Here is a 19,795-nt window from a genome sequence, read left to right on the forward strand (position 1 = left end):
CCTGTTTCACTCGACCGGATCGGGGAGACGGACCGCTTGGCCCTCGCGCAGGGAATGGACGCCCGCGACGACGACCCGCTCGCCGTCGCGCAGGCCGTCGGCGACGGCGACGCGGCCGGCATCGGTGTCCCGCGGCGGCGCGAGAGTGACGGCGCGGCGGGCGACCGCCTTGCCGTCCGGGGCGACAACCCAGACCGCACGGGTCGCCTCCTCGCCTCGGCCCTCGTCGAGGAGGCTGGAGGCCGGCAGCAGGAAGCGGCGCGGCACCGGCTGGGTCAGGGCGACCTGGATGGTCGCGCCGAGCCGGAAGGCCTGCCCCGGATCGACGAGGCCGATCCGGATGCGGCGGGTGCGGGTGCCGGCCTCGGCGAGCGGCGCGGTCTCGCGCACCCGGCCGCGGGCGGTGAGGTCCGGGGCGCTCTGGAGCGTCACCGTGAACTCCCCGTCGGCCGGCATCGCGCCGACGCGCTCCTCGGGGATGTCGACCACCGCCTCGCGCACGTCGGGGCGCGCCACGGTCACAACCCCCTGGCCGGCGCTCACCACCTGCCCGATCTCGGCGAGCCGCTGGGTGACGACGCCATCGAACTCGGCCTTCAGCTCCAGGTAGCCGACTTGGTCGCGGGCCTTCTGGAGACCCGCCTGCATCTGCGCGACCCGGGCCTGCGCGGTGTCGCGGTTGGCCACCGCCTGGTCGAGGGCGGCCTGCGAGACGGCGTTGCCGGCCGTCAGCCGGCGGATGCGCGCCTCGGCCGCAGCGGCGTTCTCGGCCTGCGCGCGGGCGTCGGCGAGGCTGGCCTCGGCCTGGGTCAGGGCGAAGCGCGTCACCGCCGGGTCGAGGGCGGCCAGCCGCTGGCCCTTGCGCACGACGTCGCCCACCGTGACGTCGCGGGCGACGATCCGGCCGGGGATCTGGAAGCCGAGCTGCGCCTGGTAGCGCGGCTCGACCGTGCCGGCGAAAGGGCCGAACATCGCCGTCTCGGTCGGGGCGACGACCTGCGTCAGCACCGGGCGGACCGGGGGCGCCGCGTGCGCCTCCTCGCCCCGGTCGCAGCCGCCGAGGAGGACGGCCAGGGTCGGAGCGGCGAGGACCAGCGCGGCGCGCGACGGCGCGGCGGAGCGCGGCGGCCTCATCGCCCACCTTCCGCGTCGGCCACATCCAGGGCCTCGACCGTCTGGCCGGGCCGCAGGAACTGGATGCCGGCGACCACCACCCGCTCGCCCGGCGCGACGCCGCCCTTCAGGGCGATGGTGTCCGACCCGTAGCGGTCGATCTCGACGCCGCGCACCGCCACCGCCCGCGTCCGCGGATCGTAGATCCACACCGCCGGCCCGTCGGCGTAGCGGTAGAGGGCGGACCAGGGCAGGATCACCGCCTCGTGCGGGGCGAAGCGCCCGCGCCCGACCACCACCGCGCCGAGACCCATCTCCGGCGGGGTCGCCTCCAGGCCGATCTTGACCCGGACCGTGCCGCTCGCCGCATCGACGGTGGGGGCGATCTCGCGCACGCTGCCGCGGGCCACGACGCGCGGGTCGGCCTGGAGGGCGACCTCGACCGTCTTGTCGGCGGGCGGCCGGGCGAGCAGCGCCTCGTAGACGTTGAACACCGCGTCGCGCGGCCCGTCCTGGGCGAGGACCAGCACGGTCGCGCCCGCCTGCACCACCTGCCCGGCCTCGAAGCTCCGGCTCGTCACGATGCCCGGCACGCCGGCGCGCAGCTCGGTGTAGGAGAGCTGCTCCTGGGCCGTGCCGAGCGCCGCCCGGGCCGATTCGACCGCGGCGCTCGCGACCCGCTGCTGCTGCTCGGCGTTGTCGTAGGTCGTGCGCGTCGTGTAGCCGCCGGCGAGCAGTTGCTTCTGGCGCTCCAGGGTGAGGTTGGCCTGGGTGAGCTGCGCCTCCGCCGAGGTCAGGGCCGCGCGGGCGGTGTCGAGGTCGGCCCGCTGCGTCAGCGGTTCCAGCACCGCGAGCACCTGATCCGCGGCGACGTGGTCGCCGACCTCGACCCGCCGCTCGGAGACCTTGCCGTTGGTGCGGAACGCGACGTTGACCTGGGCCTGCGCCTGGATGTCGCCGGTGAGGATCACGTCCTCCGTCGTGGCGGTGGGCCGCGCCTCGACGATGCGGACCCGCAGGCGGGCGTCCGGCCCGCCCGCGCCCGCCCCCGTCGCGGGGCCCGCGGCGAGCACGGCGGCGGCGAGCGCGGCCGCGAGACGGCGTCTGGCACGGGGCTTGGCAACGGGCTTGGCAACGGGCTTGGCAAGCGGCTTGGGACGCGGCTTGGGACGCGGGATCGCCATGGGACAGACCCGATCGGTGACATCTCCGGGAGCCGCCGCGGCGGACCGGGTTGGCGCGTCCTATCCGATCGGTTACTGACCGTCCAGACGGTATTTTTGGAGTGGGCCATGGCGGGCAAGCGGCAGCGGCTGGCGGACCGGCCCGCGTTCATCCTGGACGCGGCCGACGCCGTGCTGCGCCAGGGCGGAGCCCGAGCCCTGACGATCGACGCCGTCGCTGCCGCGGCCAAGCTCAGCAAGGGCGGGGTGCTGCACCACTTCGCCTCGAAGGACGCCCTGGTCCTGGCGCTGGTGGTGCGCAAGCTCGAAGGCCTGCGCGCGGGGATCGAGACCTGCGAGGCCGCCCTGCCGGAGGGCCCCGACCGCCTGCCGCGGGCGATGCTCGCGCACGCGCGGGAGAGTTATGCCGCCGACGACGCGTTCTCCCGGGCGCTGCTGCTCGCGTCCATCGAGAACCCGGAGGCGCTCGACGGCTACCGCGCGTTCATGGCCGAGCGCCTGCGGGCGCTGTCGGAGGCGGATGGCGGGCGCGGCGAGGGGGCCGTGCTGTTCTTCGCGGTCCTGGGGCTGATGATGGGCCGCACGCTCGGTTTCCACGAACTCGGCGCGGCCGAGACCGCCCCGATGTTCGGCGCCATGGAGCGCGTCGTGGCGGGGGGCGCACCTGCGCACGAGCGGCCCGGGGAGCGCTCCTGACAGGGCGCGGCCCGCGTCGATCACGTTCGCGCGAGGACTGCCGGCCGGTGCGCGTGAAGGCCGTCCCGGCGCTCCGGGGTCCGCGATTCCAGGCCCGCCAGCCGGCCGCCGGCTCCGGCGCGGCCGGTCCTGGCCGGGCGACGGAGCGGCCGGACGGGGCCGTGCGGGGGGATTTCACTGAAGCGACGGGCGTTTCGCCCGACCGCCGCCCGGCGGGAGGCGGGATGGTGGCGTTCCGCTCCCGGCACCGGAGGAGCGCGGCGACGCGTGCCTCACGTCGATCGTTCTACAACCAGAAATAGATTTGCTTGATTACCAAGTAACCGACAGTTGATGATATACTAAGTAGAAATTATCCTCGACATTAATGTGTCACACAATAAGTGAAGGCCTTGTCGGATCTAGCCTCCTGTATATTTTAAGGGCTGGATCGATGCCCGGTCCCTTCGATGGGCCGGCTCGACGCCTTTCAGGACTGCCGTCTGTTCAGTTGAATACTTGGAAGACTGGCGACTGAGCGCGTCTATTCGATCGAAACCGGAAGACATCACCCGTTGCGGTGACTGCGCTTCATCGACGCCCGCGTCCGGGCGTCCTCACAGGATGGGACTTGCCGTGGCGCGGATGTCGGCCCCTGAACGGTACATGGTCGGCGGGATCGGGATCTCGGCCGTCGACATGGCCGGCCTCGTGCGGGCCGTGCGCGCCCGGATCGGCCTCGGATCGGCCTCGCCCGGGACCTTCGTCGTGTTCCGCGACGCGCACGGCGTGGTGCGGGCCGGCCGGGACCGGCGCCTGCGTGCCGCGCACGCGGCGGCCTACCTCGTCTGCCCCGACGGCCGGCCCCTGTACTGGCTCGGCCGGTTGCGCGGGGCCGCGGGCGTGGGGCAGGTGCCGGGGATCGAGTCGGTCGAGGCCGTGTGCCGGGCCGGCGTCGCCGAGGGCTGGCGCCACTATTTCCTCGGCGGCGGCGACGGGGTCGCCCAGTCCCTGGCCGCGACGCTGCGGACGCGCATCCCCGGGCTCGCGGTCGCGGGCGTCGAGACCCCGCCCTTCCGCGACCTGACGCCCGCCGAGACCGCGGCGATGCACGCGCGCATCCGCGCGTCCGGCGCGCAGATCATCTGGATCGGCCTGGGCACGCCGAAGCAGGAACTGTTCATGGCCGAGCACGCGCCACACCTCCCGGGCACGGTGGCGATGGGCGTCGGCGCCGCCTTCGACGTGCTGACGGACCGGATCCCCCGGGCGCCGCGCTGGATGCAGTGGGCCGGCCTGGAATGGCTCTACCGCCTCGCCCGCGAGCCGCGCCGCCTCGCGCCGCGCTACGCCACCACCGTCCCGCGCTTCGCGCTCCTCGTCCTGCGTGAGGCCCTGGCGCGCAAGTCCCTGGGCGTCGCCGGCCCGGCCCGGGACTAGGCCTCCGCGGGACGGACGCCGGCCCGACCGGGCCGGGGTCGCGCGCCGACACCGATTCCCGTTACCGCGCACGGACCCGAGGTCTTGTTCTGCCGCGCGCCCGCGCGCAGAACCGGGGACCGCATCGTGCTCCAGAGACAACCGGTGATTGCGACATCGACGGCGAGACCGCCCGGGGATGGCCCGTCGAGCCCCGCCGGAGGCAGGGACCGCCTGCGCATCCTCGTGCTCCACAACCGCTACCAGGTGCGCGGCGGCGAGGACGCGGTGGTCGAGCGCGAGGTCGCGGGCCTCGCCGGGGCCGGCCACGCCGTCGAGGCGCTGATCCTGGACAACGCCGCGATCCGCACCCCTCTGGACAAGCTCAGGGTCGCCTACGAGGCGCCGCACGCCCCCGCCGGTATCGCGGCGGCCGTGGCCGCGGCGCGGGCGTTCGCGCCGGACGTGGTGCACGTCCACAACACCTTCCCGCTCCTGTCCCCCGGGGTCCACGCCCCCCTGCGGGCGCTGGGGGCGGCCACGGTGCAGTCCCTGCACAACTTCCGCGTCACATGCGCCAACGGCCTGCTGATGCGCGACGGGCACCCGTGCGAACTCTGCCTCGGGGGATCGGTGCTCCACGCCGTGCGCCACCGCTGCTACCGCGGCTCGACGGTCGGGAGCCTCGCGGTCGCCCGGATGATCGCGCGGCACCGCCGGCTCGGGACGTGGCGGTGCGACGTCGACCGGTTCATCGCGCTGACCGGGTTCGCCCGCGACCGCTTCATCGCCGCCGGCCTCCCGGCCGACCGGATCCGGGTGAAGCCGAACGGCCTCGCCGATCCCGGCCCCCCGCCCGCGGGCGCGCGGTCCGGCATCCTGTTCGCGGGGCGCCTCAGCGCCGAGAAGGGCGTCATGGTCCTCGCCGCCGCGGCGGCTCTGGCCCGGGCGCCGATCACGGTGATCGGCGACGGGCCCCTGGCCGCGGAGCTGCGCGGGCGCCCGAACCTCACCCTGCTCGGATCGCGCGATAGCGAGGGCGTGCGGCGGGCGATGGCGGTGGCGGCGGCGGTGGTCGTGCCCTCGATCTGCTACGAGGGGCTGCCGATGGTCATCCCTGAGGCGTTCGCGGTCGGTACGCCGGTGGTGGCCTCGCGGATCGGCGCGCTCGGCGACCTCGTCGGCGACGGCGTGACCGGCCTCCTCGCCGAGCCCGGGGACCCGGTCTCGCTGGCCGCCGCCCTCGACCGGATCCACGCCGACCCGGGCGCGCGGCGCATGGGCGAGGCCGCCCGGGCGGCCTATCTCCGGGACTGGGTCGACGCGGCGGTGACCGAGCGGGCGCTCGCGATCTACCGCGAGGCGATCGCCGCGCGCCGGGCCGAGGGCGCGGCCCCCGCCGCCGTCGGCGCGCGGGCCGGCTGACCGGCCCGCCCCCTCAGGCGGCGGCGGGCTCGTCGGTGAGGACGAGGCGCAGCCGGGGTTCGCGGCCCAGCGCGTCGAGCGCGCGCCGCAGCGGGGCGGCGGTGCTGCGCTGGGCGCTCACCGCGAAGACCACCGCCTGGAACCGCGGGTCCGAGGCGAGGCGCTCGGCGGCGGCGTCGGTGCCGACCAGCCCGAGGTTCACGACGACGGTGTCGAAGCTCGCCGCCGCCTTGTGGATCGCCGTCGCGACCGCGCCCGTGCCGAGATCCAGGGCCCGCTCGTCGATGGCCAGCAGCCAGATCCCCGAGGGCGTCTCGGCGATGGCGTCCACCGGGGGACCCTGGCGGCGCAGGACGTCGGCGAGCTTGCGGGCGGGGAGGGCGCCGAGGCTGCGGGCCAGGATGGCGTCCGGGTCGGCGTCGACGAGGAGCGTGCGCTGGCCGTCGGCGGCCGCGGACGAGGCGATGCCGTGGGCGAGGACGGTCTTGCCGTCCCGGTCGTCGGCGGAGGTCACGAGGATGACCGGGGGCCGCGCCCCCGGGAACTCGCGGTGCAGGCGGCCGCCGATCCGGCTCACGGCCAGCGCGTAGGCCGCCTTCGCCCGCAGCGCCTCGGCGCTGGTCTGCGAGCCCGGGACGGCCCGCGGAACGCTCGCCATGACCGGCAGCTTCGCGACCGCCTGGAGGCGCCGCCGGGACCCGATCCGCCCGACCGCCGGCTCGGCGAGGAGGGCGCCGACCACGCCGAGGCCCAGGCCGGCCACCAGGGCGGCGGCCAGGACGATGCTCGACGGGGGGCCGTTCCGGCGCTCCGGCGGCACGGCCGGCGAGATGATCCGCGAGGAGGTGGTGTCGAGCCGCTGCTGCTCCTGCAGCTCGCGCGAGCGGACCAGGAACGTCTCGTAGACCGCGCGGTTCGCGTCCACCTGCCGCTCCAGCTCGCGCAGGCGCACGAGGCTCGCGCCGACCGTCAGGGCCTCCTTCTTGCGGCTGTCCAGCGTCGCGGACAGGCTCGCCTCCTTGGCGACCGCGGCCTTGTACTCGTTGGTGATCGAGGCCGCGATCCGCTTGATCTCCGCGTCGAGCTGGCCGCGCAGGGTGCGGAGCTGGGCGGCGCTGGTCTGCACCGCCGGGTGGAGGGGCCCGAGATTCTGGACCGAGTCCGCCCGGGAGGCTTCGAGCTGGGCGATCTGGGCGCGGAGCTGGGTCACGGTGGGGGACTGCACCACCTCGGTGACGGCGTCGAAGCTCGTGGTGCCCTTGAGCAGGGCCTCGACCTGGGTGAGGCGGCCGCGCAGTTCGGCGACGCGGGCGCGGGCCACCCCGAGCTGCTCGTTGAGCTGCGTCAGTTGCTGCTCGCTCACGAGCTGGGCGCGCGTCCCCACGATGTTGTGGGTGGCGCGGTACTTCTGCGCCTGCTCGTCCGCCTCGGCGACCGCCCGCTGCAACTCGCCGAGCCGGCCCGCGAGGTCGATGCCCGCCTTGCGGGTGAGGTCGGCGCGGGCCTCCGCCTCCGAGGCGAGGTAGGTCTTGGCGATCGCCTGGGCGATCTCGGCGGCCTTGTCGCGGTTCTTCAAGGTGACGCCGAGCTCGACCACGAAGCTGCGCTCCAGGCGCTTGGCGGTGGTGCGCTCGCGCAGGGTGCGCAGGGCCGTCAGCGCGGGCGCGGCGTCCGGGGCGGCGGGCAGGCCGACGAGCGCGCCGAGCTGCTCGCGCACCGTGTCGAGCACGGTGGGCGGCGGCACGAATTCGGGATCGCGGGCGAGGCCGAGGGCGGCGACGACGCGGCGGTAGACGTCGTCGGAGGTCATCACCCGCATCTGGCTGTCGACCACCATCAGGCTGGCGTCGCTCGTCTGGTCGGTCGGGGCCAGACTGTCCTTGACGACCTGGAGGCCGCGCGGGTCGATGAGCACCTGCACGGAGGCGGTGTAGCGCGGCGGCACGAGGGCGATCCACGCCACCGCCGCCAGCGCGCACAGGATCACCGGCAGCAGCGTGATGATCCAGTGCCGCCGCAGCACCCGGAGGATCTCGCGCGGGTCGAAGTACCACGCGTCCGCCGCCGGCTCCTCGCGCACGACCGGCTCGCCGCCGACGACCATCATCGAGGGGACGCGCTCGACCATCGCCATCGCAGATCACTCCTCAGGTCCTGCGCGCCCCGAACGCCGGTCTCAAACGGGAAGCCCGTCGGCCCCGAGTCCCGGCGCGGGACACGCTTGCTTCAGTTCGGTTCGTCGGCCACCCCGTCGGGCAGCCCGGTTCGCGTGACGTTCAAACGGTGCGCCAGCCCGCGGCCGCCGCGGGCCCGGCGGCCGGCGCGACCGTCCGGCGGGTCCAGACGGCGTGCGCCGACCGCCGCAGCGCGCCGACCCGGGCGTAGGCCAGCACGGCGAGGAAGCCCAAGGTGTTCACGTTCCAGTCCTGGAAGATGCCCGGCGTCGTCATGCCGTTGAGGACGAGCACCAGCACGCTGGAGATGACGAACCGGCGCCCGGTCAGCTCGAGCTTGAGCCCCCAGCGGACCGCGTTCCACAGCACCGTGACGGCGAAGCAGATCCCGATCAGGCCGAGGCCGGCCCAGGCGCTGAGGAACATGTTGTGCGCGCTGGCGAGTCCGACGGACTGGGTGGAGGCGACGCCGCTGCGGGACTCCACCGAGAGCAGCAGGTCCAGGAAGCGGTCGCCGGCGGAGAAGCCCGACCCGATCAGCCGGTCGCGGGTCGCCTCCAGGAATATCGGCCAGAAGTTGTTGCGCCCGGTCCCGTTGGCGAGTTCCTCGGTCGGTTTCTGGAGGATGGCCGAGACCGCGTCGAGCAGTTCCGGGAACATCGAGATCGAGAGCATCAGGACGAGGAAGACGACGATCGTGGCCAGGGTGGCGACGATGCCGAGGACGCGGACCGGGCGGTGCCCGGAGGCGATCATCACCCCCGGGACCACGCCGACCAGGGCCCCCGTGCTCGCGGCCGAGCCCGCGACGACGAAGCCGGCCACGGCGAGGACGAAGTAGAGGGCGCGCCGGCGCGCGCGGCCGTCGAACACGACGAGCAGCGCGAGGACGGCGCAGACGAACGGCATCATGTTGTTCTTGGCCGACGAGAACACGACGCCCTGCGCGAGGCTGGTGCCGATCGTCGGCGAAACGGCGACGAGCCAGATCAGCACGAACGCCGCCAGCAGGTCGGCCAGGCGCCGCTCGATGTCGCTGCGGTCGAAGATCAGGATCGAGGCGAGGTAGAAGATCGACAGCTCCACCGTCCGGTAGGCGGTGTAGGACGGCACCAGGGACCAGAGCGTGCTGAGGCCGTCCACGCCGATCATCAGGGTGAACGGCAGGTAGGGCATCGAGAGCGGCACGCGCAGCAGCCGCGGATCTCGGTACGCCCGCGCGGCGACGTAGAGGCCGGTCAGCCCGGCGAGCGCCAGCGACAGGACGTTGGAGATCGACAGGCCCTCGTCCAGCAGCGCCTGGCTGTTCTCGCGCGTGACGGCGAAGACGAGCGGCATGAACGCGAAGGTCGCCACCAGGGCGATCGGGACCGCGAGGGGGCCGTCCGGGGGCCTCGCCACCGTGACGAGGCGCTGCCGCGCCACCCCGTAGAGCAGGCCGAACCAGACGAGGATCGCGATGGCGACGAAGACGCTCAGCATGCGCGCCGGCCCTCCCGCCCGCGCGGCGGCGGCCCGGAGGACGCGATGCGGCCCGCGCGCGGGGGCGTCCGGCCCGTCGCATCGGCGCCCATCACCGCCTCCATCGTCGCCTCCCCTCCTGCGGGACCCATCCCGTGCGCCATCCGTTCCGTCGCCGTCTCAGGCCTTCCTGGTCGCCGCCTCCCAGCGGGACCGCAGGCGCTCCAGCGCCGGCTCCAGATACGGCTTCAAGCGGCGCTTGAGGTCGAGCCAGCCGAACCGCAGGACCATCCGGGCGTGGCCGGGGTGGAGCAGGCCGGCCGCCGAGCGGCGCAGGAGGACGGTCCGCAGGTCCACGCGCTCGCCGCCGAGCTGCGCCTTGTAGGGCTGGTCGCCCCAGAGCATGTTGAAGTCGTGCACCCCGCGCGCCGCGCAGGCCTCGATCGAGTTGATCAGGCAGATCAGCCCGAGGCGGCTGCGCGGGTAGCCGGGATCGAACCCGTGCGTGAGGAAGTAGGCCTGATCGCCGACCGTGCACACGAGGTCGGCCGCGAGCAGCGCGTCGCCCGACCGGACGAGCGTGCTGTGGCCGACCGCCGCGGCGACCGTCGCCAGCCGGTCCAGCTCCGCCGCGTCGATCAGGTACTGCCGGCCCCGGGCCTCGATGCGGGCGCGCCCGAAGGTCGCGATCCGGTCGAGGATCGCCCGGTCCGGCGCCGGCGCGCAGTCGATCGTCACGTCCGGCACGTCGCGCCGGAGGCCCCGGGCCTTGCGCCGGGTATCGGCGACGAGCCGCTTCGAGGCCCAGGCCGGCCCGCGCAGGTCCAGCCGCCAGTTGTTCCGGTAGTTGAACACCAGCCGCGCCGGGCGTGCCGGCACCGGGCCGAGGATCTCGACATCCTCGAACACCGCGAAGGCGGCCCCGGTCCGGGCCATCAGCCGTTCGGACAGGCCCGCCACCAGCGCGGCTTCCAGGCGGAGCAGGCAGCCGCGATGGACGAGGCCGCCGTGCGCGCGGGCGAAGACGAGGCGCGGCACCCCGGGCCGCAGACCCTCGACCACGACGAGGTCCCCCGCCGCATAGGCCCGCAGCCACGCGGGGTGCGCGTAGAGGCCTCCGGGGGCCGGATCGGCGTAGCCCGCCGCCGTCTCGTCCCGGAGCCGCAGCGTCCCGTCGTCGGCGAGGTAGTCGTGCAGGGCCAGAACCTGCGGCTCGCCCGGCTGCCCGGCCGGTCGCCGGTCCGGATCGGCGGCCGCGGCCGTCGTCGCGGTCGGCCCGCCGCGCTCTGTCATGAACGGCTCCGCGTGTGTCGTGGTGCGAGAGGTCGAGGCGCGAGGTGTCATGGCGCGAGGTGTCATGGCGCTGGATGTCGTGGCGCTGGGTGTCATGGCGCGAGCGGCCTCGCCACGAACGGCGGCTCCGCCCGGGTCGCGTAGTACAGCACGGAGGCGATCGGCCAGCCCGGTTCGAAGTGGTGGCGCGGCAGGTAGCGCGGCACGCCGCCGCCGGGCCTCAGGGAGCCGCGCAGGCTGGAGAAGACCGCCCGGTAGCCGGCGCCAGCCGCGACCGCCAGGGCCGCCTCACTCATCGCCGCGGCCTGCCCGAACGGCCACGCGAAGCTCGTGCACGGGGTCCCGAGGCGACCCTCGATCGCCGCCCGGCAGCCCGCAACCTCCCGCTCCACCTCGCAGGGCGCGAGCCGGGACACCTCGCGGTGCGTCAGGGTATGGGCCCCGATCTCGACGCCCTCGCGCCCGAGCGCGGCCAGCGTGTCCCAGTCGGCGGTCGGCAGCCCCCTGGCGTAGCGCGCGTTGCGGCGGAACTGGTCCAGCCCCTCGGCCCCGGCACCCACGAAGGCCGGGCACACCATGAGCGCGTAGGGGATGCCGGCTGCCCGGAGGATCGGGTGCGCCTCGCTCGCCACGTTCTGGAACCCGTCGTCCACCGAGAGGTGGAACAGCCGGCCCGCGGGCCGGGCCGGGCCGTCGAGCAGGGCGAGGAGTTCCGCGGTGGTGACGAAGTCGCCCTCGCGCTTCAGGGCGGCGAACAGCCGGGTCGCGTGCTCCCGCTCCTCCGGGAAGAGGTAGTGGAAGGTCAGGCAGCGCACCGTCTCGCGCGCGCGCCGGTAGGCGAGGGGCCGCGCGCGGTCGAGGACGCCGCGCAGGGCGAAGCGCTTGACGCGGTCGCGCAGCCCGACCGGCGGCGTCATCTCCGCGGCCGATGTCGCCATAGGAGATGTCGCTATGGGGAGAGCGCTCACGGGAGGCCTCAGCCCTGGCGCCGGACGCGCAGGGCGCGCAGCAGGGGCTTCAGCCGGGTCCGCAGCCGCAGCCGCCGCCGCACCTCCGGGACGAGGCGGGCGGCCATGAGGGCGGCCATCGCCGCCTCGAACCGGACGGAGCGGCCGGGGCGCGCGCCCAGGAAGACGTCGGAGGTGTCCGCGCGCTCGCGCCAGAGCCCGGCCATGATCCCGGTCTCGTCGGAGGCGCACGAGTCGGTCCGCGCGACCGCCGGGTCGGTCAGCAGCGCCGCGGTGTCGTCCAGCGCGAGCTGATAGCCCGGCGAGCACGATCCGAACGCCTCGTCATAGGCGATCTTCCACGTGAACGCGGTCCCGCCGGAGCGGAGCAGGAGGCACATGCTCACCGGCCGGCCGTCCAGCGTCAGGGCGCTGACGGCGGCCAGCCCGCGCCCGGCGAGCGCGACGAGCGCCGCGCGAACGAAGGCGTCGACCCGGGGGTCGGCCAGCATCGCGGTCCCGCGGCGCCCCTTCCAGCCCTGCGCCTCCAGGTCGAGGAACTGCGCGGTCGCGGCGGCGACGGCCTCGCCCTCGTGGACGACGTGGCGCAGGTCGCCCTGCCGGCCGAGCTTGGCCCGCAACTGCCGCAGCTTGCTGCGGCGCGACCCGGAGATCGCCTGCTTCAGGTAGGCGTCCGGCGCGAGGTCCGAGGCGAGCATCGGGCGGCGGCGGCGCGCGACGACGCGCCGGGAGATCCGCCGCGCCGCGACCATCCGGTCGAGCGCCGCGCCCACCGGCCCGGCGTCGTCGACCGTGTCGAGTTCCAGGACCTTCGGCAGCCGCGGATCGGCGGCCACGCGCGCGAACCACTCCGCCAGCACGGCCTCGGCCCAGCCCGCGCGGATCACCGGGACCGCCAGCGTGCCGAGCGGGACGGCCGGCGCGTGCAGCCGCCCCAGGGCGCCGCCGCGCCGCGCGAAGGCCCAGGCGCCGACCAGGCGGCCCTCGGGCGCGGCGTCCCAGGCGAGCAGGACGACGATCGGGACGGACGGATCGGCGCGCTGCGCGGCGTCGAGCACGGCCGGCTCCAGGAAGGCGTTGGTCTCGGGCGCCGCGTCCGCCAGCGCGCGGAAGGCCGCCTCGCACGCGAGGAACGCGCTCGGGTCGACGATCTCCGTCCTGACGGCGTGGCGGGCCTCCGCGCGGGCGGCGCGGCCCGCGGCGGCGCGATCGACAGGGCTCATCGGCGTGGGGCAGTCGGAGCGCACTGCTGAGGACACGATTCCACTCTCCAGCCGACCGATCGCCCGGACCGTGGATCCGGCGGAACAGCGCAATGCCATCGACAATCCGCGGCCTCATTGCGCGTTGCCAACGATTAAGACAAGTATGTCGATCCGACCGAATGTGCATCGGCGCACGCGGGATCGCGACAAATTTGATGCATCATACTTAAGTATTTTCTATGCTGATGTCCCACTCCGGGCGCGGCGCTAAAAGGCTTCGCTGGACAGCGTGTCGCACGCGCGCCGCGCAGTACGCGATGCGGATTTCCCCGCGGCTTATCGGTTCTTAAACGGGTCGCACCGCACGGTCGGCGCGGTCTGAGCGTCCATCCGACAGGCGATCGACAGGTCTTCCGGCGGATCCGGGCGCGCGGTCCGGCCCCCGTCCCGGGTCGCTCCGCGCGGACGCATCCCCGGCGCCGGCGATGAATGAGAGGCGATCGGCCGATGACGGGCGGCCGCCGGCGAGGAGCGGGGTCGAGATTCCCCGACGTGGAGCCCGGTTCGGCGTGGGGACATGTGTCGAGACGATGACTCAGAGCCGTGATCCGCACCGGGCCGTCCCTGCCGGAGCGCGCTCCGTCGCGGTGGATGCCGGCTCGGCGCAGGAGACCGCCTCGGAACACGGCCCTGGAGACGGTTGGGCGCGCGCGGCAGCCGGCCGCGCACGCGCCTTCGGCGCGGCCGGCTGCCTGCTCGCCGCCCTGACGTGGCCGGCGCCCGCCTCGCCGGCCGGACCGGGACGGTCCGAGACCGCGCTGCTGATCCGCGTCGACCCGGCCGCCCGGGTCGCCGAGACGGGCCCGAAGCCGGTGGTCGCGAGCCTCGGCGACGCGGTGGCGCTGCTGCGCCGGCGCCGGGCCGGGGCGGGCGGGCAGGCCGTCATCGAACTGGCCGGCGGCGTGCACCGCCTGGCGCAGGCGGTCCGGATCGAGGCGGATCTCGGCGGTCAGCCCGGTCGGCCGCTGGTGCTGCGCGGCGCGCCGGACGGCAGCAGCCGGCTGAGCGGCAGCGTCCCGCTGGAGCGCGCCTCCGATGCGCCGCCGCCCGGCCTCGACCCGGCGGTGCGCGGGCGCGTCGTGGGCTACAGGCTCCCCGCCGCGGCGGCCGCCCAGCCGAGCGTCGGCGTCCGCCGGACCCATACGGCCGATCAGCCGAACACCGGCGTCCAGCCGGTCCGCGCGGAGCCGTCGCCGCTGACGCCGATGGAGTTCTTCGACGCCGACGGGGCGCTCGTGCCCGCGCGCTGGCCGAACGCGGGCTGGGCGCGCGTCGCGGTGGCGGAGGCGGGGCAGGGCGCCGAGGGGGGGCCGGTGATCCGCGTTCCGGACGGCCGGGCGGACCGCTGGGTCGACGAGACGGATCTCTGGGTCGGCGGGTATCTCGGGCACGACTACTCGTTCGAGACCCTGCCCGCGGTCTCGGCGGTGCGGGGCTCCAACCGTCTCGCCCTCGTGGGACGGCCGCTCTACACGGTCCAGGACGGCGACCGGTACGTCGTCGAGCACGCGCTCGCGGAACTCGACGTTCCGGGCGAGTGGTGGCGCGACGCGGGGCGGGGCCTCGTCTACCTCCTGCCGCGCCGCCCCGGGCCGATCGAGGTTTCGGTCGCGCCGGGGCTGATCGAGATCGCGGGCGCGAGCCACGTCCGCCTGGAGGGCCTGACGTTCGAGCACAGCCGGGGCGACGCGGTGACCGTCACGGGCGGCGCCGACGTGGTGGTCGAGGACTGCACGCTCCGCTGGATCGGCGGCCGCGGCCTCGTCGTGGACGGCGCCGCCCGCTCCGGGATGCGGCGCTCCGTCGTCACCGATACGGGCGAGGGCGGCGTCGCCCTAACCGGCGGCGACCGGGCGCGGCTCACGCCGGGGGAGAATTTCGTCGAGGACAGCGTCTTCGCGCGCTTCAGCCGGCTCGGCCGCACCTACAAGGACGCGGTCTCCGTGAACGGCGTCGGCATGCGGGTGACCGGGAACCTGATGGCGCACGCCCCCCATCTCGCGGTGCGCTTCCAGGGCAACGACCACGAGATCACCTTCAACGAGGTGTTCGACGTGGCCCGGGAATCGTCCGATGTCGGCGTGTTCTACACGGGCCGCGACGTGGCCGCCCAGGGCACGCGCCTGCGCGGCAACTTCCTCCACGACGTGCAGGCGCAGCCGGGACACACGCCGGAGTTCGACGTCAGGGGCATCTACCTCGACGACATGGCGAGCGGCATGCGGGTCGAGGCGAACCTGTTCCTGCGCGTGCAGCAGCCCGTGTTCATCGGCGGCGGCCGCGACAACGCGGTGATCGGCAACGTCTTCGTCGATTCCCCCCCCGCCGTGACCGTGGACGGTCGCGGCGTGGTCTGGGCCGGACCGCCGATCACCAGCTCGGACAACGGGCTGCGCGCGGCCTTCGACGCGGTGCCGGCCTCCCGCCCGCCGTGGTCGACGCGCTATCCGAAGCTCGCCGGGCTGCTGGCCGACGAGCCGCTCGTGGCCAAGCGCAACACGATCCGCGACAACACCCTCGTCGCGAGCGGGGAGATCACGATCGGGCAGGGCGCCGAACCCCGGCGCCAGACGGTCGCCGACAACCGCACCCGGCAGGTTCCCGGCGCGGCCGACGCCCGCACGCCCGCCGCGGTCGCGGACGCCTTCAAGGCCGCCGGCCTCGCCCTCGACCTGCCGGTCGATCGCATGGACCGGGTCGCGGTCCTGTCCCGCGACCCGGCGCTCAAGCGGCGTGCCGGCGCCCTCCTCTCGCGCGATGGAGCGCCGTGAACGTGCCCAAGGTCGCCCCCGTCGTCGGGACCGCCATCCCGGACGCCCCCGGATCGGTCGGCCGGGGCCGCGCCGCCGCGGGGCCCGGGCGCGTCCGCGCCGGGTCATGCCGCGCCCGGGAGCGCGCGGCATGACCCCCGCGGCGGCGCTCGGGGCGGGCGGGGGCCGGGTGCGCGGCCTGGCGCTCCGGCTCTGGTCGAGCACGTGGGTCTGGTCGACGGGCGTGCAGGCCCTCCAGAGCGGGATCAGCCTCGTCGTCTCGGTGGTCGCCGCGCGGCTGCTCGGGGTCGCCGGGTTCGGCGCATACGTGCTCGTCCAGGCCGGCGTCGCGCTGCTCGCGGTCCTCCAGTACCAGCTCGTGTCCGGGCCTATGGCGGTCGCGTCCGGCCACCGCACGCGCACGCCCCCCTACTTCAGCGCCGTGGCGCGGGGCGCGCTGGCGGCGGCGGCCTTGGTCGGGCTCGCGGTCGCGCTCTACGTCGAGGTGCTGGTCAGGCGCCCCGACATGCTGGGCGGCGCGTGGCTCCCCGTCGCGGCGGCGCTGTTCGGCGCCGGGTTCGTCGCGCACGACAGCGCCAAGCGCCTCGCCTTCGCGACGAACCGCCCCCGGCTCGCGTTCGCCAGCGAGTGCGCCCGGCACCTGCTGTTCGCCGCGATGGTCGCGGCGGCCTGGTTCGCGTGGGAGATCGACACCTCGACGCTGCTCGCGTGCGGCGGCCTCGCCGCCCTCATCACGGTGCCGATCTACGCGGGGACCCTGCGGGCGCGCGTCCGCCCGGTGCTGCACCGGGCGGTCTGGCAGCATCACTGGGTGCTGGGCCGCTGGCTCGCCCTGGTGGTGTTCGTGTCGGCGGCGCACGAGCAACTGGTCACGATCCTGGCGGGCTCCTGGCTCGGCGAGGACGCCGCGGCGGGCCTGCGCTCCGCCCAGATCCTGCTCGGGCCGCTGCTCGTGCTGATGACCAGCCTCGAGTACATCATGCCGCGCCGGGCCGCGCAGCGCCTGCGCGAGGGCGGCGAGGCGGCCCTGATCGGCTACCTCCTGCGCATCCTCGTCCTGCTGGAGGTGCCGATCGTCGCGACCTGCGTGGTCATCGCGGCCTACAGCGCCGACATCCTCCGGCTGCTTCTGGGCGCGGATTACGCGCGCTTTTCCGGGATCGCCGCCATCATCGCCATCGGCCCGCCGCTGATCCTGGCCCGCGACTTCGCCGTCATCTGCCTGCGCGTCACGCGGCGCACCTCGAGCGTCTTCGCGGCGTTCGCGGCGAGCGCGCTCGTGACGCTGGTCGCCGCCTATCCGCTGATCGCCGCCCACGGCGTGGCCGGCGCCGCCTGCGTGGTCATCCTCGGCCACGCGGTCTCGACGGCCGCGGTCCTGTTCCTGACGGCCCGCGCGGCGCTCCGGGCCGGACGCTGACCGGTGGCGAAAGGCAGCCCGACGCGCGCCGGGACGTGCGGCCCGGCGGGCGGATTCAGGACAGGGATTGCCCCAGACCCCCCGCGGCCCGCCGCCGGCCGACGCGCTCGCGCAGGGCGATCAGCAGCGCGAGCGGCGCGGCGACCAGGACGGCCGGCACCAGGAGGACTGCGAACAGGAGGCCCGAGGATCGCTCCCAGCCTTCGAGTCTGTCAATTTCTGGTTGTATCTTGTGAATATCGTCAACCGAAAGATGTGATTCGGAGGTCGGCATCGGTTCGTCAGTCTCTGAGGGCGGCAGATCGCGGTCGCGGACACGAATACTGGAGCGCGTGCAGAAATACCAGCCGAAAACCGAAGCCCGGTTTGTCGGAACTTGCGTCGCTGCTTAGGTAGTCCTCGGCCCGGGTCGCGGAGGCGTCTCGGGCACCCGGTACGATGTGTCCCGGCCGCGGTCGGAACCGCGGGCGCCGTCCGACGCGCCGCCCGCGCTGCCCGCCGCCCTTGAAGCCGGGACCGCCCGCGCCGATAACCGCCGCGTTTGAGCCCGCGCGCGACGCGGGCCGCGGGCTGGCGGGCGATGAGCGAACGCAAGATCTTCTTCCCCCTGTGGCGCATCGGGCTGTCGGCGGTGTGGCGGGCGCTCGGCCGGCCGTTCGACGCCCGGTACGGCGTCGTCACGGAGGGGCGGCGGCAGCCCGGGGAGATGCAGCTCGTCGCGGGCAGCCCGGCCGACGCCTACGAGTACGCGCCGAGCCCGGTGCGCGCCTTCTGGCTCAGCGTCGGCGCGCTCCGCATCGACGCGTCGCGCTTCGCCTTCATCGATTACGGCTCGGGCATGGGCCGCGCGCTGATCCTGGCGGGGCTGCTGCCCTATCGCCGGATCGAGGGCGTGGAGATCGCCGGGGAACTCAACGCCATCGCCGGCGCGAACATCGAGCGGAACTTCCCGGGCGGCATCGCGGGCGGCCGGTTCGCGCTGCACACGACCGAGGCGACGCAGTACCGGATCCCGTCCTGCCCGTGCGTCATCTACCTGTTCAATCCGTTCGGACGCGACACGCTGCTCAAGCTGGCCGACATCATCGCCGCGTCGTACGCCGCGCAGCCGCGCCCGATCTACGTCGTGTACGTCAACCCGACCCTCCGGACCCTGTTCGAGCAGCGCGGGTTCAAGCCGGTCGGTCAGAGCCGGCTCCACCGGTTCCTGGACCGGAGGATCCCCTCCGGCTCCGCGATCTTCAGGCTGCACGCGTGAGGATCGCGCGGGGCCTCACAGGTAGCTGAGGCCCCGCCAGCGCGCCCGCCGCTTCAGGGCCACCACGGGCCGGCAGAGGAAGAACAGCGGACCGGCGAGGAGCGCGGCGATCAGCCAGATCTGCGCCGGTGCATCGACCGCGACCCGCCCCGCCGGGTCGGCGAGGCCGAGCCCGCCGGCCGCCTCGGTGAGCGCGCGCAGCAGCAGCAGGTGCGCGAGGTAGAAGAACAGCGGCGCCCCGCCGAACACCCGCAGCGGCCCCAGCGCGCGCCGCGGGACCGCCTCGAACAGCGCGAGCAGGAGGAGGCCGAGGCCGAGCGTCAGCAGCAGGAAGTCGGCCGAGGGCGGGTACTTGGTCAGGTTGACGAAGGACATCGCCGTCGCCGCGAGGGTGTCGCCGGGCCGCCAGGGCACGGGATCGCCGTAGCCGTTCAGGCCGCGCAGGGCCGCGAAGCCGGTGAGCGCGGCGGCGGCGAGGGCGAGGAGGCGCCGCCGCCGCGCGGCGGCCGGGACCGCGGCGGCGAAGACCGGCCCGAGCGCGTAGCCCGCCGCGATGACGCCGATCCAGGGGAGGACCGGGTAGGAGGTCCGCGCCGCGCCCCAGGGCAGGGCGATCAGCCCGCGCTGGTGCAGGATCGACCACAGGACGTAGCCCGGCTCGCCGGATTGCAGCACCAGCCCGTCGAGCAGGTTGTGCCCCAGCACGATCAGCAGGGCGAGGCCGGCGAGCAGGGCGCGCGGCAGGAACAGCAGGCCGGCGAGCGCGATCATGCTGAGGCCGATGGCCCAGATCACCTGCAGGTAGAGGATCGGCGGCAGGAGGCTGCGGGTCCAGGCGAGGTTCACCAGGGTGACCTCCAGCAGGACCAGCAGGAGCCCGCGCGTCAGCAGGAACGCGGCGGCCGCGCGCGCGCCGTGCCGCTGGCCGTAGAGGTGGGCCGACAGCCCGGTGAGCAGGATGAAGACCGGCGCGCACAGGTGCGAGGCGGCGCGCGTCAGGAACAGGGCGGGGGGCGTCGCCGCCAGATCCATCGGATCGCGGACCTGGGCGTGCAGGTAGACGAACTCCCGGACGTGGTCGACGAGCATCAGCAGCATCACCAGCCCGCGCAGGGCGTCGATCGAGCCGATCCGGTCGGGCTTGGCCGGCGCGCCGCTGCCCGGCCCGGTCGTCGCGAGAGGTTCGGCCATCGGATCCCCGGTGCGGTGGCGGTCGACGCGCCGGGGCCCGTCGGCGCCGGCTAGAGCGCTCTTCGCCGACGTGGATGCCGGTTCGGCGACAGAGAGCGCGTCGAAACAGAAGCCTGGAGCCGTGGCCCCGCGCCCCCCCCCGCGGGCCCGGGCCCCGCGGGCGGGGGGGGGCCGCCCG

General features: G+C 74.7%; 15 protein-coding genes. 6 read left to right on the top strand and 9 right to left on the bottom strand.

What is annotated here, in order from left to right; genetic code table 11:
* Positions 1 to 6: 6 nt before the first annotated feature.
* A complete protein-coding gene (locus Q8W71_RS21855) occupies positions 7 to 1,134 on the bottom strand; it encodes an efflux RND transporter periplasmic adaptor subunit (RefSeq protein ID WP_305527520.1) in 1,128 nt (375 codons plus the stop codon).
* The gene (locus tag Q8W71_RS21860; RefSeq protein ID WP_370875494.1) at positions 1,131 to 2,297 is read right to left on the bottom strand and encodes an efflux RND transporter periplasmic adaptor subunit; all 1,167 of its coding nucleotides are present in this window, start codon (positions 2,295 to 2,297) and stop codon (positions 1,131 to 1,133) included. The genes Q8W71_RS21855 and Q8W71_RS21860 overlap by 4 nt, the downstream gene beginning before the upstream one ends.
* Positions 2,298 to 2,405: 108 nt before the next feature.
* Between Q8W71_RS21860 and Q8W71_RS21865 the strand changes: the two genes are divergently transcribed.
* The 3 genes from Q8W71_RS21865 to Q8W71_RS21875 all read left to right on the top strand — a co-directional run bounded on the left by Q8W71_RS21865 (position 2,406) and on the right by Q8W71_RS21875 (position 5,816).
* A complete protein-coding gene (locus Q8W71_RS21865) occupies positions 2,406 to 2,993 on the top strand; it encodes a TetR/AcrR family transcriptional regulator (protein WP_305527521.1) in 588 nt (195 codons plus the stop codon).
* Between the two features lie 624 nt (positions 2,994 to 3,617).
* Positions 3,618 to 4,412, top strand: coding sequence for a WecB/TagA/CpsF family glycosyltransferase (locus Q8W71_RS21870; protein ID WP_305527561.1), 795 nt, complete (start codon positions 3,618 to 3,620; stop codon positions 4,410 to 4,412).
* 144 nt (positions 4,413 to 4,556) lie between these two features.
* Positions 4,557 to 5,816, top strand: a complete 1,260-nt coding sequence (locus Q8W71_RS21875; protein WP_305527522.1) for a glycosyltransferase family 4 protein — start codon at positions 4,557 to 4,559, stop codon at positions 5,814 to 5,816.
* A 13-nt stretch (positions 5,817 to 5,829) separates the two neighbouring features.
* On the opposite strand, the gene Q8W71_RS21880 is transcribed toward Q8W71_RS21875, so the two are convergent.
* The 5 genes from Q8W71_RS21880 to Q8W71_RS21900 form a co-directional block, all read right to left on the bottom strand.
* On the bottom strand, positions 5,830 to 7,950 hold the full coding sequence (locus tag Q8W71_RS21880; protein WP_305527523.1) for a GumC family protein: 2,121 nt from the start codon (positions 7,948 to 7,950) through the stop codon (positions 5,830 to 5,832).
* 142 nt (positions 7,951 to 8,092) lie between these two features.
* Positions 8,093 to 9,472 carry an O-antigen ligase family protein gene (locus tag Q8W71_RS21885; protein WP_305527524.1) on the bottom strand — a complete coding sequence of 460 codons (1,380 nt, stop codon included), beginning with the start codon at positions 9,470 to 9,472 and terminating at the stop codon, positions 8,093 to 8,095.
* Between the two features lie 159 nt (positions 9,473 to 9,631).
* Positions 9,632 to 10,744, bottom strand: a complete 1,113-nt coding sequence (locus Q8W71_RS21890) for a GNAT family N-acetyltransferase (RefSeq protein ID WP_305527525.1) — start codon at positions 10,742 to 10,744, stop codon at positions 9,632 to 9,634.
* A 92-nt stretch (positions 10,745 to 10,836) separates the two neighbouring features.
* Entirely contained in the window at positions 10,837 to 11,682 is an 846-nt protein-coding gene (locus Q8W71_RS21895; RefSeq protein WP_305527526.1) for a polysaccharide deacetylase family protein, read from the bottom strand.
* Positions 11,683 to 11,720: 38 nt separating this feature from the next.
* The gene (locus Q8W71_RS21900) at positions 11,721 to 12,935 is read right to left on the bottom strand and encodes a GNAT family N-acetyltransferase (RefSeq protein WP_305527527.1); all 1,215 of its coding nucleotides are present in this window, start codon (positions 12,933 to 12,935) and stop codon (positions 11,721 to 11,723) included.
* Positions 12,936 to 13,507: 572 nt separating this feature from the next.
* On the opposite strand from Q8W71_RS21900, the gene Q8W71_RS21905 reads away from it, so the two are divergent.
* Positions 13,508 to 15,748 carry a right-handed parallel beta-helix repeat-containing protein gene (locus tag Q8W71_RS21905; RefSeq protein WP_305527528.1) on the top strand — a complete coding sequence of 747 codons (2,241 nt, stop codon included), beginning with the start codon at positions 13,508 to 13,510 and terminating at the stop codon, positions 15,746 to 15,748.
* Between the two features lie 130 nt (positions 15,749 to 15,878).
* Positions 15,879 to 17,168, top strand: coding sequence for a lipopolysaccharide biosynthesis protein (locus Q8W71_RS21910; RefSeq protein ID WP_305527529.1), 1,290 nt, complete (start codon positions 15,879 to 15,881; stop codon positions 17,166 to 17,168).
* A 55-nt stretch (positions 17,169 to 17,223) separates the two neighbouring features.
* Here the strand turns inward: Q8W71_RS21910 and Q8W71_RS21915 are convergent, their stop codons facing one another.
* On the bottom strand, positions 17,224 to 17,442 hold the full coding sequence (locus Q8W71_RS21915) for a hypothetical protein (protein ID WP_305527530.1): 219 nt from the start codon (positions 17,440 to 17,442) through the stop codon (positions 17,224 to 17,226).
* A gap of 306 nt (positions 17,443 to 17,748) precedes the next feature.
* On the opposite strand from Q8W71_RS21915, the gene Q8W71_RS21920 reads away from it, so the two are divergent.
* Positions 17,749 to 18,426: a hypothetical protein gene (locus Q8W71_RS21920; RefSeq protein ID WP_305527531.1), complete on the top strand. Its 678-nt coding sequence runs from the start codon at positions 17,749 to 17,751 to the stop codon at positions 18,424 to 18,426.
* Positions 18,427 to 18,441: 15 nt separating this feature from the next.
* Here the strand turns inward: Q8W71_RS21920 and Q8W71_RS21925 are convergent, their stop codons facing one another.
* The gene (locus Q8W71_RS21925) at positions 18,442 to 19,617 is read right to left on the bottom strand and encodes a DUF1624 domain-containing protein (protein WP_305527532.1); all 1,176 of its coding nucleotides are present in this window, start codon (positions 19,615 to 19,617) and stop codon (positions 18,442 to 18,444) included.
* Between the last annotated feature and the right edge of the window lie 178 nt (positions 19,618 to 19,795).

The sequence above is a fragment of the Methylobacterium amylolyticum genome (assembly GCF_030700245.1).
Lineage (GTDB): Bacteria > Pseudomonadota > Alphaproteobacteria > Rhizobiales > Beijerinckiaceae > Methylobacterium.